This is a genomic window from Paenibacillus sp. Soil787 (assembly GCF_001429545.1).
GTDB lineage: Bacteria > Bacillota > Bacilli > Paenibacillales > NBRC-103111 > Paenibacillus_E.
This window is the reverse complement of sequence record NZ_LMSP01000002.1, coordinates 12,092-25,720: the sequence shown is the minus strand read 5'-3', so window position 1 is coordinate 25,720 and position 13,629 is coordinate 12,092. Positions and strand designations below refer to the sequence as shown.

General features: G+C 46.3%; 14 protein-coding genes and 1 pseudogene. 4 read left to right on the top strand and 11 right to left on the bottom strand.

Annotation, left to right across the window (positions count from 1 at the left end):
* Window positions 1-284: 284 nt before the first annotated feature.
* Window positions 285-1,082 (bottom strand): TrmH family RNA methyltransferase, encoded by a 798-nt coding sequence (locus ASG93_RS04745; protein ID WP_056829389.1) that lies wholly within the window; start codon window positions 1,080-1,082, stop codon window positions 285-287.
* Window positions 1,083-1,092: 10 nt separating this feature from the next.
* Window positions 1,093-1,797, bottom strand: coding sequence for a potassium channel family protein (locus ASG93_RS04740; RefSeq protein WP_162262823.1), 705 nt, complete (start codon window positions 1,795-1,797; stop codon window positions 1,093-1,095).
* Window positions 1,798-1,918: 121 nt separating this feature from the next.
* On the opposite strand from ASG93_RS04740, the gene sspI reads away from it, so the two are divergent.
* Window positions 1,919-2,122, top strand: coding sequence for a small acid-soluble spore protein SspI (gene sspI / locus ASG93_RS04735; RefSeq protein WP_056829385.1), 204 nt, complete (start codon window positions 1,919-1,921; stop codon window positions 2,120-2,122).
* A gap of 62 nt (window positions 2,123-2,184) precedes the next feature.
* Here sspI and ASG93_RS04730 read toward each other — a convergent pair whose 3' ends face one another.
* The 5 genes and pseudogenes from ASG93_RS04730 to ASG93_RS04710 form a co-directional block, all read right to left on the bottom strand.
* Window positions 2,185-2,904 (bottom strand): MtnX-like HAD-IB family phosphatase, encoded by a 720-nt coding sequence (locus ASG93_RS04730; RefSeq protein ID WP_056829383.1) that lies wholly within the window; start codon window positions 2,902-2,904, stop codon window positions 2,185-2,187.
* Between the two features lie 473 nt (window positions 2,905-3,377).
* The gene (locus tag ASG93_RS04725) at window positions 3,378-3,743 is read right to left on the bottom strand and encodes a hypothetical protein (protein ID WP_056829382.1); all 366 of its coding nucleotides are present in this window, start codon (window positions 3,741-3,743) and stop codon (window positions 3,378-3,380) included.
* A 95-nt stretch (window positions 3,744-3,838) separates the two neighbouring features.
* Window positions 3,839-4,288 carry a glycoside hydrolase family 3 N-terminal domain-containing protein gene (locus ASG93_RS04720; RefSeq protein ID WP_056829380.1) on the bottom strand — a complete coding sequence of 150 codons (450 nt, stop codon included), beginning with the start codon at window positions 4,286-4,288 and terminating at the stop codon, window positions 3,839-3,841.
* Window positions 4,289-4,698: 410 nt separating this feature from the next.
* Window positions 4,699-6,702, bottom strand: coding sequence for a beta-galactosidase (locus ASG93_RS04715; protein ID WP_056829378.1), 2,004 nt, complete (start codon window positions 6,700-6,702; stop codon window positions 4,699-4,701).
* Window positions 6,699-7,938, bottom strand: a pseudogene (locus ASG93_RS04710) (glycoside hydrolase family 30 protein). The gene ASG93_RS04715 and the pseudogene ASG93_RS04710 overlap by 4 nt, the downstream one beginning before the upstream one ends.
* A 125-nt stretch (window positions 7,939-8,063) precedes the next feature.
* Between ASG93_RS04710 and ASG93_RS04705 the strand changes: the two are divergent.
* From ASG93_RS04705 to ASG93_RS04695, 3 genes are all read left to right on the top strand, one after another.
* Window positions 8,064-8,978 (top strand): helix-turn-helix domain-containing protein, encoded by a 915-nt coding sequence (locus ASG93_RS04705; RefSeq protein WP_056829376.1) that lies wholly within the window; start codon window positions 8,064-8,066, stop codon window positions 8,976-8,978.
* A gap of 125 nt (window positions 8,979-9,103) precedes the next feature.
* Window positions 9,104-9,514 (top strand): carbohydrate ABC transporter permease, encoded by a 411-nt coding sequence (locus ASG93_RS33830; protein ID WP_162262822.1) that lies wholly within the window; start codon window positions 9,104-9,106, stop codon window positions 9,512-9,514.
* Complete coding sequence (locus tag ASG93_RS04695) at window positions 9,489-9,839, top strand: carbohydrate ABC transporter permease (RefSeq protein WP_235550740.1); 351 nt, start codon at window positions 9,489-9,491, stop codon at window positions 9,837-9,839. Before ASG93_RS33830 ends, ASG93_RS04695 begins: the two co-directional genes overlap by 26 nt.
* 51 nt (window positions 9,840-9,890) lie before the next feature.
* On the opposite strand, the gene ASG93_RS04690 is transcribed toward ASG93_RS04695, so the two are convergent.
* The 4 genes from ASG93_RS04690 to ASG93_RS04675 all read right to left on the bottom strand — a co-directional run bounded on the left by ASG93_RS04690 (window position 9,891) and on the right by ASG93_RS04675 (window position 13,617).
* Window positions 9,891-10,361 (bottom strand): hypothetical protein, encoded by a 471-nt coding sequence (locus ASG93_RS04690; RefSeq protein WP_056829372.1) that lies wholly within the window; start codon window positions 10,359-10,361, stop codon window positions 9,891-9,893.
* A gap of 319 nt (window positions 10,362-10,680) precedes the next feature.
* Window positions 10,681-11,775 carry a Gfo/Idh/MocA family protein gene (locus ASG93_RS04685; RefSeq protein WP_056829370.1) on the bottom strand — a complete coding sequence of 365 codons (1,095 nt, stop codon included), beginning with the start codon at window positions 11,773-11,775 and terminating at the stop codon, window positions 10,681-10,683.
* A 20-nt stretch (window positions 11,776-11,795) separates the two neighbouring features.
* Window positions 11,796-12,425, bottom strand: coding sequence for a ThuA domain-containing protein (locus ASG93_RS04680; protein WP_056829368.1), 630 nt, complete (start codon window positions 12,423-12,425; stop codon window positions 11,796-11,798).
* Between the two features lie 31 nt (window positions 12,426-12,456).
* Complete coding sequence (locus tag ASG93_RS04675) at window positions 12,457-13,617, bottom strand: Gfo/Idh/MocA family protein (protein WP_056829366.1); 1,161 nt, start codon at window positions 13,615-13,617, stop codon at window positions 12,457-12,459.
* Window positions 13,618-13,629 lie beyond the last annotated feature (12 nt).

Sequence of the window (13,629 nt, the reverse complement as noted above, 5' to 3'; positions counted from 1 at the left end):
GGTTGATGAATTAACTTTAACGTATCTTTGGGCTTTTCGCTTTTCTGTAAGGTCCGATTTATTTGTTCATTTAGCTCATGCATGTTTTTAGAAAAGAAAAATGCACCCATTAGAATTTCATCGGATAAACCAGTGCGGTTATTCCAACGTCCATTCTAAGGATGCATTACCAGAAGATTATATTCCCATTTCAGCTTAAGCCTTTTTTAATCAATTGCTGACAAACTATCTTACAAACGGTGACAAACTGAATTACAACTCACACAAACAGGAATTAAAATTGGTTACACCAACCGCTGCCGCGAAGCCTCGAACAGCAGCACCGTCGCGGCCATCGCGACGTTCAGCGATTCCGCTTTGCCCTGCATCGGAATAATCACCTGCACATCCGACTGTGCAGCGACTTCCGGCGACACGCCCTTGGCTTCGTTTCCGAGGATCAGCCACGTCGGCTGTCGCAGGTCCGTGTCGTAACACGAGCGCTGCGCCTGCAGGCTCGTGGTCACAAGCCGCACGCCGCGCTCATGCGCACGCGGCAGCAGCTCAAGCAGATCTGCCTCAACAATCGGCAGATGATACATCGATCCCATCGTCGAGCGGATCGTCTTGGGATTGTACAGATCGACCGTGCCGCGGCCGAGCACAACAGCCTTGGCCCCGACGGCATCCGCGCTTCGGATGATCGTGCCCAGGTTGCCCGGGTCCTGAACGCCGTCCAGGACAACTACAAGATCATGCTCGCCGGCGAGCAGCTCTTCCATACCAAGCTGCGGCCGAGCCACAACGGCCAAAACCCCCTGCGGCGTCTGCGTATCTGAGCATTTCACCAGCACAGCCTGGCTGACGCCAACCCATTCCACAGATGGTGTGACCTGGTCAGCTAATCCAGCAGGAACCCCTTTTTCCAAGCTATACATAATGATCTCCACCGGAGCTCCTGCACGCAATGCTTCCTCGACCAAATGGTAACCTTCAATGATATATTTCCCCTGTTTATCCCTGCCTCGGCGATCTAAAAGCTGTGCCCATTCTTTGACTCTGGCATTCTGAACAGACATAATTTCTGTATGTACACTTGTCATTTATCTTTACCTACTCTGCAAAAGTCACTTCAAAAGTTTGAAGATCTGAATTTTTTCCTACAATAACCAAAATATCATCCATTCTAAGCGATTCTTCCGCACTTGGTGGAATGATTAGTTTTTCATTTTGTTTGATCGCAATGACATTACAGCCAAATTTAGCCCGGAAATCCAACTGTTTGAGGCTTTTACCTATCATTTGACTGGAAACCTTAATTTCTACGATACTGTAATCGGCTGATAGCTCTATGTAATCGATAATATTAGATGAGATCAGATGATGCGCCACACGCTGTCCCATATCTCTCTCCGGATAAACGACCTTGTCAGCACCAATTTTCTTTAACACTTTTCCATGCAGATCATTCACAGCTTTTACTATAATCTTAGCTATGCCCATTTCTTTGAGGATTAATGTAGTTAGAATACTCGCCTGAATATCCTCACCAATAGCCACAACCACAACATCGAAATTACGAATACCTAGAGCACGCAGCGCTTCCTCATCCGTAGAATCGGCTTGGACGGCATGTGTGACGAAGGTTGAAACCTCTTGAACCGTCTCTTCACGATGATCAATAGCAAGAACCTCAAACCCTAATTGTGACAATGTTTTAGCGACGCTAGACCCGAATCTTCCCATCCCGATAATCGCAAATTGCTTTCTCATTGTTGGCGTGTCCTCCAAATCCCTAAGATTATTATAGTATAACATACACATAGCCCGTATCTCACTATGCATGGAAAGGTAGCGACCCAAGCGACCCAAGGAAGGATGAACGGTTAGAAACTTGTACATATTAATAACGATAATGAAATGGAAGCGAGGTCCACGAATGAACATCACCTTAAGACAGGCCATCGTCCAGCGAGTCCAGAATAAATCAAATGATGAGCTTCAAGAAGTTATTGAGGACTCCATCGGCGGAGAAGAACGGGTATTGCCAGGGCTTGGTGTGCTATTCGAAATCATATGGCAGCATAGTGAAGCAAATATTCAAAACCAACTCGTAGAAACACTCAAAGAACATCTCGAATGACTCCAAACATTTAGCTGGCTAGGGGCTGCTATGGCATTCCCTTAGCTGGTTTTATTCTAATCTTAGAACTTACAGGCAGCAGGAAATCTCTCTTGAAGACGGCGAGTCGCTGTGCTACTCAGAAACGAATCCCAAGCTGGTCTTATTATGTTTAAAATATCATGAAACGTCTCAAATGGATAATAGGCCGTTCCTTCCTCTTTCAAATACCTAGCAAGTCTCGCTCGCGCAAAAATCCAATCGGCAAAGCCAGAGCCATAATAGTCACTGCTGCCATCACCAATGTAAATGACAAGCCAACCTTCCTTTTTTAGCTGCTTAACAACACTTGCCTTGCAGCACCCACACCATTTGCATGCCGGATTCGTATTCTGGAGCCCAAATTGAAATTCACCATCTGCCAAATAAGTAATCGGATTTCCGATAATACGGTCTACCTCCACCTGCTCACGACCTAAAATTTGTTCAATATAATAAAGCATCCCATCACTTAAAACCGTAATGGGCACATCTTTCTGCTCGCAAAAATCAATAAACTCCCGCGCACCATCCCGCAAATACACATCCTCGATGAGCTTATCAACCTGCTCCTGCCGACCTGCAAGCATGGGGTATGCCGCTTCAATCCATGCCAAAGAACCGACCTTTTTCTCTCGAAAAAGCCGTGATGCAAGAGTAACCTGCGGTTCATTTATCACACCTAATCCTTCCATTATTACATCGCCAACATCCTGCTCCATCAATGTTCCGTCAAAGTCTGTCACGACAGCAATTTTTTGCATGGCCAGCTTGTCCCCCAATACCTATTATTTTGTTAAAGTTGCAGTCAGATCAACATCCTTAGTTTCATCTGCAGAGAATCAAAGCAATCAAAAATTCGTTCGGTAGCTTCTTGAGGGTAGATGGGCTATTGTGATTACCAATGTTGTAATTTCTACAACAATTCGCACGCCAAAAGGCTATTTTGCAAGTTGAAGTTGCAGTTTGTACAACATTTCGAACCCGTTTGTTGCGAAATGGCATGTATGTGCCCTCAATTGTTGTACATGATGCAACATCGAAGGGAAAGAGGCGGGATCTAGGCAACAATTGTTGCACTTTCTACAACATCCTAGACGAATGGATGCGGATGAGAGTTCGAGATTCATCCGATAAACTCTTTTTAATAGAGTTCGAAAAACATACAATTCTATAAAACAACCCAAAAAACCTGCCCAAAAGGACAGGTTCCTACTCCAACTATTCTACCTTCGCCTTATAACTTAGCCCACTCAAGACCGCAGAAAGCATCTATTGGAGACTCTCCTCTGAACGGCTGCTTACCAATCAAACATCTAATAACTTCCTTCTGAACTGCCAAAGTAGCATTATATGCGTTTATCATCGTAGGCATAGACGGGAGTTCATAAAGCGTGTACGGATTTCCCAGCGAGATAAAGACGGTCGGCACCTGTGTAGGGTACCATTTGAAGAGTCCGCCTGTCTCCTGGGGTGAGAGACGCATGGAATTTTGCATGAATCCAGGCGACTTCTGAACAAGAAAGACTACCACATCTATTTCGTTACCCTCATCTTTTACCTCATATTCTCGAACTACCGTGAAGCCTTCCTCACTCAGCATCCGGGCGAATTCATCCCCCGTTGCAGCCTTATCAGCAAAAAAGGAAGCCTCATCCGAAGCTGCTAATAGTAAAATCCGCTTGTGCTTTTGAGGTATTAGAGGTAGAAGGCCTGAGTGTCCTTAACCAGCGTTACCGATTTGCTCGCAATTTCAGCTGCCAGCTGCAAATGTTCGGCAGAACCTACCACGCCAAGATCCCTTTCATCCGCCTGAGTCAAATGTAGACCAAGTGAAGCTTTCAGAGCCAGTATTCTTGTGACCGCCTCATTCAGCCGCTCCTCCGTGAGCGCGCCGTCATGGACGCCTTGAAGCATAGCTTGGAAATCTTCCTGCATATCATTTGTAAACAGGAACATGTCAACGCCCGACGCAATACATTGCGGAATAATATCTTTACGTCGGCCAAAGCTCGTCATGCCAATCATCGATGTAGCATCGGAAACGATAAGTCCGTTAAACCCGAGCTCTTCCCTTAGAAGCTTCATGTTCAATTCGTGCGATAAGGATCCCGGTGTATGTTTAGTTCTTACATCCGTGATTCCCAACTCTTCGTATTAGCTTGGGGCTATCCTCGCGAGCAAATCATGCACCGAATGACTAGGCGATGGGGGCTCTTATTTCCGCGGGATGATCCTGATCGCTGTCTTCGGCATCAAATAAGAGTCTCCGAAGACTCTTATTTCCCACCTTTTGCTACTTTTTCTCGAAATAGAAGCTTCTGGGGACTCTTATTTCCCCGGAATGATCCATATACGCTATGTTCGGCATCAAATAAGAGTCTTTAGAGACTTATTTCCCACCTTTTGCTACTTTTTCACGAAATAGAAGCTCCTATGGACTCTTATTGGGCATTTCCGAACGTTTAGTCAATTATGCATTTTCTCCAATCGATACGCTGCCACGCGCAATAAAAGAAGACTACCTCGCTAGGCAGCCTTCCTTGTATACTCAGCAATTACGCTTCTTCGATAATCGCAATTCCCCAGCGAGTCAGCTCCCTGACCTCCCCTTGTTTTACAGCTTCACCGCTCAGCAATTCTTTCCCCTCCGCATGCGGATACTTCAAAGTCTCCGGACGATCGGAATAATTGAAATAGTAACGAACCGTCTTCCCTTGGTCGTTAACGCCCGATTTCACAATAAGGGGATAGTGGATATCCTGATCCTTCCCCCATATTCCGGCATCATAGACCGCCTTTTCCAGCACTTTGCTCATCACGGCAGCGCTCGGCAGACAGCCAACATAAGTCGCAGTGCCTTTCCCGTAGCGGTTCTTTGTAATAGCCGCATACGCTCCCCAATGAGGATGGTCATAAGAGGCCGTTACCTCTGCCGTCGTAGGAGTGAGCAGTTCCATCCATGTGTTCACTGTGTTGTCCGCGGGTCCAACTTCAAAAGGGTCACCCTTGAATGAAACAGATTTCGGCTCTACAAACATGCTGTAGCGGACACCGCAAACTTCATCGATAGCACCGGGTTGATGTGTGGTGCGGACTTTGACATGTTCATTGGTGAAGCCGCTTTTAAACGTATACACGATATGCCCGCCATTTCTGACGAAAGCGTTCAACCGCTCCAGCAGTTCATCTGACGCTGCATATAGTGCCGGAACAAGAATTAGCTCATAATTCTCCAACGCATCACTATCCGGATGAACGATATCACAACCGATATTCATTTTATATAATTCATCGTACATAAGCCGAACAATATCGTTATAGTTGACTTGACGCCCGGGCAAAGGGAACCATTCCATCGCTGTCAACGCCTCATTACTGACCAGCATCGCGACCCGATTCGATTTCTGCAGATTTACAAGATGCGGCGACAACCGATGAAAATCTCTGCCGATGGTCTTGGCTTCTTCATAAACGGGATTCGACGCCAAATCGTGGCTGAGCAATCCCTTCCAGTAGGTTTCAGCTGAATTGTGGATCGAATGCCAATGCCAATAGGAGACCATGTTGGCCCCAGAGGCCAGATGGCTGAATGCTTGAAGCCGTAATTGTCCCGGGTAAGGAGTCCAGTTAGGAAAAGCTTGCGCCTGAGTTTCCAAAACGAAATAGTTAGTTCCTTTTAGAGAACGGGTAACGTCTCCGCCAAACGAAATTTCAGTTCCAGTCAGTTCATCTTGGGAAGGATGATAAATGTCCACTCCCGCGATATCCAATGACGCCGACGCAGCAAAATGGTCTACATCCGGTTGGACACCGAAGGAGTGACCTTTCCACTCGAAATCAAAGTTATGCGTGATAAACTGGCCTGGTCGTTTATATTCATTCACAATAGCGGCTTGCCAAGCCAGAAAATCGGTGACGAGCTTCCTTTGGAATCGAGCGAATTCCGCCCCTAGACTGCCGTTGATCGTACCGACGACGGAAGGGAAATCCTCCCAACTATTAATTCGGTTGCTCCAGTAGTCCAACCCGAATTCCTGATTGAGACGTTCTAGGGTTCCGAACTTGTCTTTCATGTATTTCATGAACATGAACTGGACGTTGGAACCCGCGGTATGATAATGCTTAGTCTCGTTATCTACCTGATAACCGATAATCGCAGGGTGATGTTGGACATGCCCGATCAGCTTACGGATGATTCTTTCGGCATAAAACAAATACGTTGGATTCGTAATGTCCATAATTTGGCGAGCACCGTAACGTCCCGGCCCCTTCGGAGTTACAGCCAGTACGTCAGGATGTTCCTTCACCATCCAAGTGGGAATCGCATACGTGGGAGTTCCTACTATGACCTTGATACCCGCTTCATACATCGCATCCAACACACGATCGACATGTGAGAACTCGAATACCCCGTTCTGCGGTTCATGCGTGCTCCACGTTGATTCGGCAATTCGTACCAGATTAATACCGGCATCCTTCATCATCTGGATATCTTGATCCAATCGTTCATAGGGCATGTATTCCCTATAATACGCTACACCATACAGAAGCTCTTTCATCGCCCATTTCCTCCACTAATCATAATTGTATTGAACGAATCTGGTTCAAGTTCAAATGAATGAGTCCTTAAACCATCCGATAAACGAACAACCTTTGCTTCTGCAAAAGGATTGGCGATCACGACCACTTTATCTCCGTTCGGCTTTTCAAAAGCAAGTGCATTTCCGGTCCATGGACCTTTTAAACCTATGCGTGTAGATTCTGGAGATACAAAGTGGGAGAAATGCTTCATCACATAATATTCTGGGTTAAAAGTCGCTGCCTTGGTCGCTGGATCTACCGTGATCATCGAATTTTGCTCCCAGCCCCACGTGCTGCGTCCCTTCGGCTCAAGCACCATGTTCCAATAAATGTAGGCGTTCACGCCGTTCGTAAAATAGTGCTGATACAAATTAAAGATGTATTTGGCATAATCCCACGTATTCGTGCCGTCTCCACATTCATTTTCCGTTTGCATGTAACGAAGTTCCGGATAACTTTGAACGGTTCGTTGGATGCCGTATTTTCCGGCCCATTGGTAGCCAACACCTTTAATATACTTGTAAGCTTCAGGATCGCTCAGCACGGTAAAAGCATAAGCATTGAAATCAGACGACGATTTTTTCAACCATTCCTGCCACGGTTCTGGCGCATTAATCGTTCCCAGCCAAATTTCAGCATCGATCCCATGCTTCTCGAAAGATGGTCCCAAATAATCCCGAATGAAATCGCGCAGCTGTTCTCCTGTCCACAAACAAGATGGGAATTTTTGATCCGCAACAACTTCGTTTTGAACATGAATCTGATGAATCTTAATCCCTTCATTGCGATAGGCTTCTACATATTTGACGAAATAAAGCGCATAGGCTTAAGGCTTCTTTGATATACGGAATCAAATATTTCAGATCCCTCTCGATGGAGAAATGCTTCATTTCCAAATCTCCGTCAGTCTCATTTAGACTGTACCACTCGAGTGCGTAATCGCTTGCGCCGATCGGAAGACGGCAAATACTAAACTTTTGGTCGCCATCTGGATGAAAAAGGGAGTGTAGAACCTGCCCGCGTTCCCGATCCGACAAATGCGCAAGCGCGGCGAAACCTAACTCATTGAAACATCCACCGAAACCTTCCACCATTTAAAATGTTTCATCGGTTATCGCAAGGTTTACATCACCGTTCCCACGATTAGACACTTCTTTATTTTGCCATACGGATTCTTTGGTGCTTGATATCCACTGTATGTTAGCGTTTTCCATGAACGATAACCTCCATCTTTTTTTGTACGACTTGATCCTTTTCTCTCTTTATTATAGATTGAGAGTAGTTCTATACGCGATTGTCCAAACAACGTGAAATTTACCCAAAACCAAGGTGAAACGATATGGCTAAGGAAAAACGATATGTAAGTTGGGAAAACGCTAATTGGCTTCCAATGTTTGATTGGAATGTCAAATTTTTCGGAGCTCATCTACAGCATGTGGAAAACAATTGGGAGATGCCCATTGATTCTCATATTGGCTTTGAGGTTAACCTAATCCTAATGGGCCGTCAGGAAACGATGATGGAAAAGAATCGTTACTTGCTGCAAGCAGGAGATATCATCCTCATCCCGCCAGGATTCAAACATGCTAACCGCTGTATATCTGAGGAAGGCATGACGTATTTCACTGCCCATTTCAACGTAGACGACCCCCTATTTCGTCAAGAAATGATCAAAAACTCAAAGATTCTCTTCCCATCTGAATCCGAGGAAAATGGTAAACTGCGAAAGGTTCTCGATGATTGGGTTGAATTGGCCAGACAACCTCGCGAATATACGACAACAGATCGGTTTCGCTTGCAAGCTGCTTTATTTGAGTTATTTGGAATCCTGTCGCAAATCGTTTGTCTAGATCAGGATCAGGAGCAGAATGAAAGCATCCCCCCAACTTCTGTTCAGTATGCCAAAGCAATTGCTGAGGCCATCAAAGCATCCTTCAATCCATACTCTCAGATGGAGGAAGAAACGCTTGAAAATAAATTGAGTATCGAAGACATTGTTGCCTCGCTTGGGATCAGCTCTGGTTATGGACTTGAGGTATTCCGCAAAGTGTTTGGGATGTCTCCACGGCAATATTTATCCGATCTTAAATTGCATGAAGCGAAAGTCCTCATTGCGCAGCCCGATCTGCCTCTCAAAAAAATCGCCTCCTTATTGGGTTATTCTCACTTATCACATTTCAGCAGACAATTTAAACGGTGGACGGGGATGAGCCCCTTGCAGTACCGTCAAACGAAAAAAGCTGCCCTTTATTAGGCAGCTTTTTCTTTAATCTTCAAGATTGTTCCGGTACTGGCTAGGGGTCATGCCCGTATATTTTTTAAATCGCTGCTGAATGCTCTTCTCCTTGCAGCCGGCTGCATCGTTCTCCAGCATCCCATTTGTATATTTTTTGCGATCATGTTAGACCGTATCGGAGGAAAAGCGGAAAGGTATTCCGTACCATCTTTTTCATCCCATGTGTCATATCCGTTGTCGTTATATCTAGAATGTGGTTGACGATTTTCGATCCTGAATTCGGTATGTTTAATAAAATTCTGGACTTGTCCGGGCTCGGATTTTTTAAGTACGCTTGGTTAGGCAACACGCATACAGCATTAGGAACCTTATTGTTTATTCTAATCTGGTCGGGCTTCGGCTGGGGCTTGCTGTTCTATTACGCAGGTATCAAAGGAATTCCGGAAGATCTGTACGAGGTCGCTCATCTAGATTCTTCCCTACACGGCCGTTTCGGTACCGCTTGGAACCTTCATTTTATCCGGATTTTTGCGCAGCATTCCTGGAGCTATTGAAGAATCGGCTGTAATGGACGGCTGCAGTATTTACCGAATTGTCTTTCAAATTATCATGCCGCTTACGATGCCAGCATTAGTCACTATAGCTGTTACAACGTTTCTGATTTGCTGGAATGAATTTATTATGGCATCCACATTCTTAAGTAAAGATTCACTTAAAACGTTGCCATTCTCTGTCATGAATTTTACCGGCCAATATTCATCCGATTATGGATCACAATTTGCCGTCATGGTGTTAACGTCGATACCGGCTATTATCATCTACGCCATATTTAATGAGCAGATTACAAAAGGCGTTACCGCGGGTGCAGTCAAGGGTTGATGTCGGAGGACAACAACATGGGGTTAGTTAACAAACAAAAAGCAGGTATCGCTACCTGCTTTTTGTTCTACGAAATCTAAATCCCCCATAATCAATGACTACGATCTGTTTATTCCGCTTTAAACGCAAGTGCCTCTTTAAACGCAGGTTAAGGGCATACGATTTATAATATTCGCCTGTACCCTTGGATGGAATGATTCCATTGTCCAAAAATTTCTTTACTAATTTCATAAGCAATCGTCTATTTATTCGGGAATTCCGGAATTTTCGATCATATTTTTTCATAATTACCCAGCGATAATCCGTGTCGTAATCGATAATTTGCGCAAAATATTTTCTTAGCGGTTTCAAAGATGATTTATACATGTCTACTTCCCTCTTGTTGCATTTGATCCCTTTTTTTGATTTTGCTATCTTCATAACATAGCCGTTACCTAAATCGTATACAACTCGCGTTACACCAGACCCAATGAATTTCTTCCCTTTTATTTTCCTTTTCATGTATGGATTCAACTTAATCAAGACAGCTCCCCCTCATTCTCAATAATGTAATGCCCTCCAACTGCGCCATTTACGGATTTAATTATAAATTTAGTATATGTCGAGAACCTCGACCCGAACTGGTTGTACATATAGATTGTAGAAAAATGGTCTTTACGTGACACATATCCACAGAAAAAAAGTAGAATATGTTGTTCCCTGTGTAGCAACATGTTCTACTTTTTTACGAATCACATCGCTTCTCGAATTGGGATAACTTGCAATAGTATAAAACTTATACTTTCTTATCAACTCAAAAAATCCCCCTCTTAATCAAGAGGAGGATCCATGTATTAATTTATTATAGTACGGTATCAGGTGAAAGCGGGGCTGGTCTCTCGCAGCTGCTTTGCATCACATAATGCTTGCCTGAATCGGACGCGTCATGGAAGCCATGCATCGCCTCCAGCACGTGGTACGCCAGCTCCCCATTCGCGCGGTGTGCATCACTTTGGCCGCTTATCAGGGCCTCAGCCATCGCCGCAACACCTAAACCTCGGTGATTTTCTTTGTAACCGTGCGACAGAGGAATCGGCTCCCAATCGGAACCGCCTTTGCGGATAAGCACCTGACCTCCGAAAGCATTCGGATCAGGAACGCGTAAAGAACCTTGACTGCCGTAGATTTCAATGTGCGGCAGCTGAGTGCCTCCCATAATATCAAAGCTTGTTACTAGCGTGGCAATCGCACCGCTATGGAAATCCAGTACACCAGCAATATGCGTTGGGGTATCTACGGTAATTTTTTGCCCACGCTTCTTCTCGCTAGAAATTGTACGCTCCGGGAAACTAGCGGCAGCAGAGCCGGTTACTCGGCGAATTGGCCCAAGCAAAGCCACAAGAGCTGTTAAGTAGTATGGACCCATATCGAACATAGGGCCGCCGCCTTTGGCATAATAAAATTCAGGATCCGGGTGCCAATGCTCATGGCCTTTGCCCATCATGAATGCCGTTGCTGCAATCGGCGTGCCAATCCAGCCGTCATTAATCAGCTTCACACACGTTTGGATGCCTCCTCCGAGGAACGTATCCGGTGCACTGCCAACCAGCAATCCCTTGCGGCGCGCAACTTCTAGGATCTGCAAACCTTCCTCACGGGTTACAGCGAGCGGCTTCTCTACATACACGTGTTTGCCCGCTTCCAGTACTTGAATACAGACCTCGGCATGCGCTGCCGGAATCGTCAAATTAATCACAATGTCAATATTCGGATCATTCAATAGCTCTTGAACCGAATACGCATGAGGAATACTGAATTCCTCCGCCCGAGCCTTTGCTCTAACCAAATCGATATCGGCACACGCGAGCAGCTCCAAATGCTCAAAGGTAGGAATATTTTTCATATAAGCAGCACTAATATTGCCGCAACCGATAATACCAACTTTCTTCTTGCTCATCGCTTACTTCCCCCTGATCGTTATCGTGTTGCCCACAGCAAGCCGCGGCGCATTAATTCTAGTGTTTCTGGCATACGAACGATGTTAGCTTGATGACCTAGCGAGTTATAATACACCCTGCCCGCTCCATAGGTTTTGGTCCAAACAACCGGCATCTCCACATCGCCAAAATCTGTAACTGCATGAACGTGAATCGCTGGATCCACATGCATGTAATATTTCTCAGAGACAACTACGAAATCATCCATGCCCTCCGTCAATAGATGCCCCCGATCCTTGATTCGAACCGTATACGTAACGCCGTCATTCCCAGGATGCGCTACCCATTGACCGCCAACCATGTATTGATATTCCACTTCATTACGGAAGGAATCTGCCATACCGCCATGACAACCTGCGATGCCAGTTCCGCCTTCTTTGACCGCTGCGATTAACGGGTTCAGCTGCTCACTTTCGATTTTACCCATCGTCCATACGGGAACGATAAGATCAACGCCCGCCAAGCGCTCTGCATCTTTGAAGCTGTCCAGTGTATCCGATACTTCTACGCCAAAGCCTTCCTCACGCAGTAACCCTGCGAAAATGCCAGCCACCTCTTCAGGTTGATGACCGTCCCAGCCACCCCATACAATCAATGCTTGTTTACTCACTGCTAATTCCCCTCTCCATACTTATCTATCCTTAGACCTCGCTAATACTCACCCAACGACGCTGCGCAATGGATTGATCCACCGCTTCCAGCACCTCTTGACACTTCACGCCATCTACGAAATTCGGGACCGGCTGACGGTCTTCCGAAAGTGCATTCATCAGCTCAACGACTTCGTGGACAAATGTGTGCTCGTAACCAATCGTGTGTCCCGCAGGCCACCACGCATCCATATAAGCATGCGACGGATCCGTCGCCAGAACACGTCTAAAGCCCTGTACATCCTCATCATCACTTGTAAAATATACCTGCAATTCATTCAAACGCTCAAAATCAAACTTCACACTGCCTTTACTTCCATTAATTTCAAAAGAATTCGTGCACCGGTGCCCTGGCGCAAATCGAGTGGCCTCGAAGCTGCCTAGCGCCCCGTTCGCGAAGCGTGCCATGAACAGCGTCGCATCATCGACCGTAACCGGTCCATGCGGTGCATCCTTGCTGCCTTTGGCGCTAAGACCCGTCATCGAGGTCGGCAGCGGACGCTCCTTGACGAACGTCTCACTCATGCCGATAACCTCCGTCATGTCACCGACTAAGAAGTGCGCCAGATCGATCAGATGCGCGCCCAAGTCGCCGTGCGACCCAGAGCCGGCAATCTCCTTCTGGAGACGCCACACCAGCGGGAACGTTGGATCTACGATCCAGTCCTGCAGGAACCAGGCGCGGAAGTGATAAATCTGGCCGAGGCGGCCGCTCTCGACCAGCTTCTTTGCGAGCTGCACCGCAGGAGCAAACCTGTAGTTGAAGCCCACCATGTGCTTCACCCCGGCTGTTTCAGCCGCCTCCAGCATTTCCCTTGCATCCGCAAGGGTCAGCGCCAGCGGCTTCTCACAGAACAGATGCTTGCCGGCCTTCGCCGCAGCAAGCGCGATTTCCTTGTGCGCGTCGCTGGGCGCATTGATATCGACAACGTCGATATCGGGATGCGTGACCAGCTCGCGCCAGTCGGTGACATACCCGTCCCAGCCGAATTGTTCGGCTGCGCTGCTGACACCGCTTTCATCCCGACCGCAGATGAGCTTCATCTTCGGTACCGCTGTCTGCGGGAAAAACATATGCAAATCCTTATAAGCATGACTATGTGCTTTGCCCATAAACTTATAGCCAACCATACCGATATTGAAAGATTTCATAAAAGTGCGCCT

Coding starts and splice junctions, on each gene's coding strand:
- ASG93_RS04685 (WP_056829370.1), bottom strand. CDS start 11,775: ATGAGCAAGAAGAAAGTTGGTATTATCGGTTGCGGCAATATTAGTGCT.
- sspI (WP_056829385.1), top strand. CDS start 1,919: ATGAACATCACCTTAAGACAGGCCATCGTCCAGCGAGTCCAGAATAAA.
- ASG93_RS04705 (WP_056829376.1), top strand. CDS start 8,064: ATGGCTAAGGAAAAACGATATGTAAGTTGGGAAAACGCTAATTGGCTT.
- ASG93_RS04745 (WP_056829389.1), bottom strand. CDS start 1,082: ATGACAAGTGTACATACAGAAATTATGTCTGTTCAGAATGCCAGAGTC.
- ASG93_RS04715 (WP_056829378.1), bottom strand. CDS start 6,702: ATGAAAGAGCTTCTGTATGGTGTAGCGTATTATAGGGAATACATGCCC.
- ASG93_RS04675 (WP_056829366.1), bottom strand. CDS start 13,617: ATGAAATCTTTCAATATCGGTATGGTTGGCTATAAGTTTATGGGCAAA.
- ASG93_RS04730 (WP_056829383.1), bottom strand. CDS start 2,904: ATGCAAAAAATTGCTGTCGTGACAGACTTTGACGGAACATTGATGGAG.
- ASG93_RS04725 (WP_056829382.1), bottom strand. CDS start 3,743: ATGCTGAGTGAGGAAGGCTTCACGGTAGTTCGAGAATATGAGGTAAAA.
- ASG93_RS04740 (WP_162262823.1), bottom strand. CDS start 1,797: ATGTTATACTATAATAATCTTAGGGATTTGGAGGACACGCCAACAATG.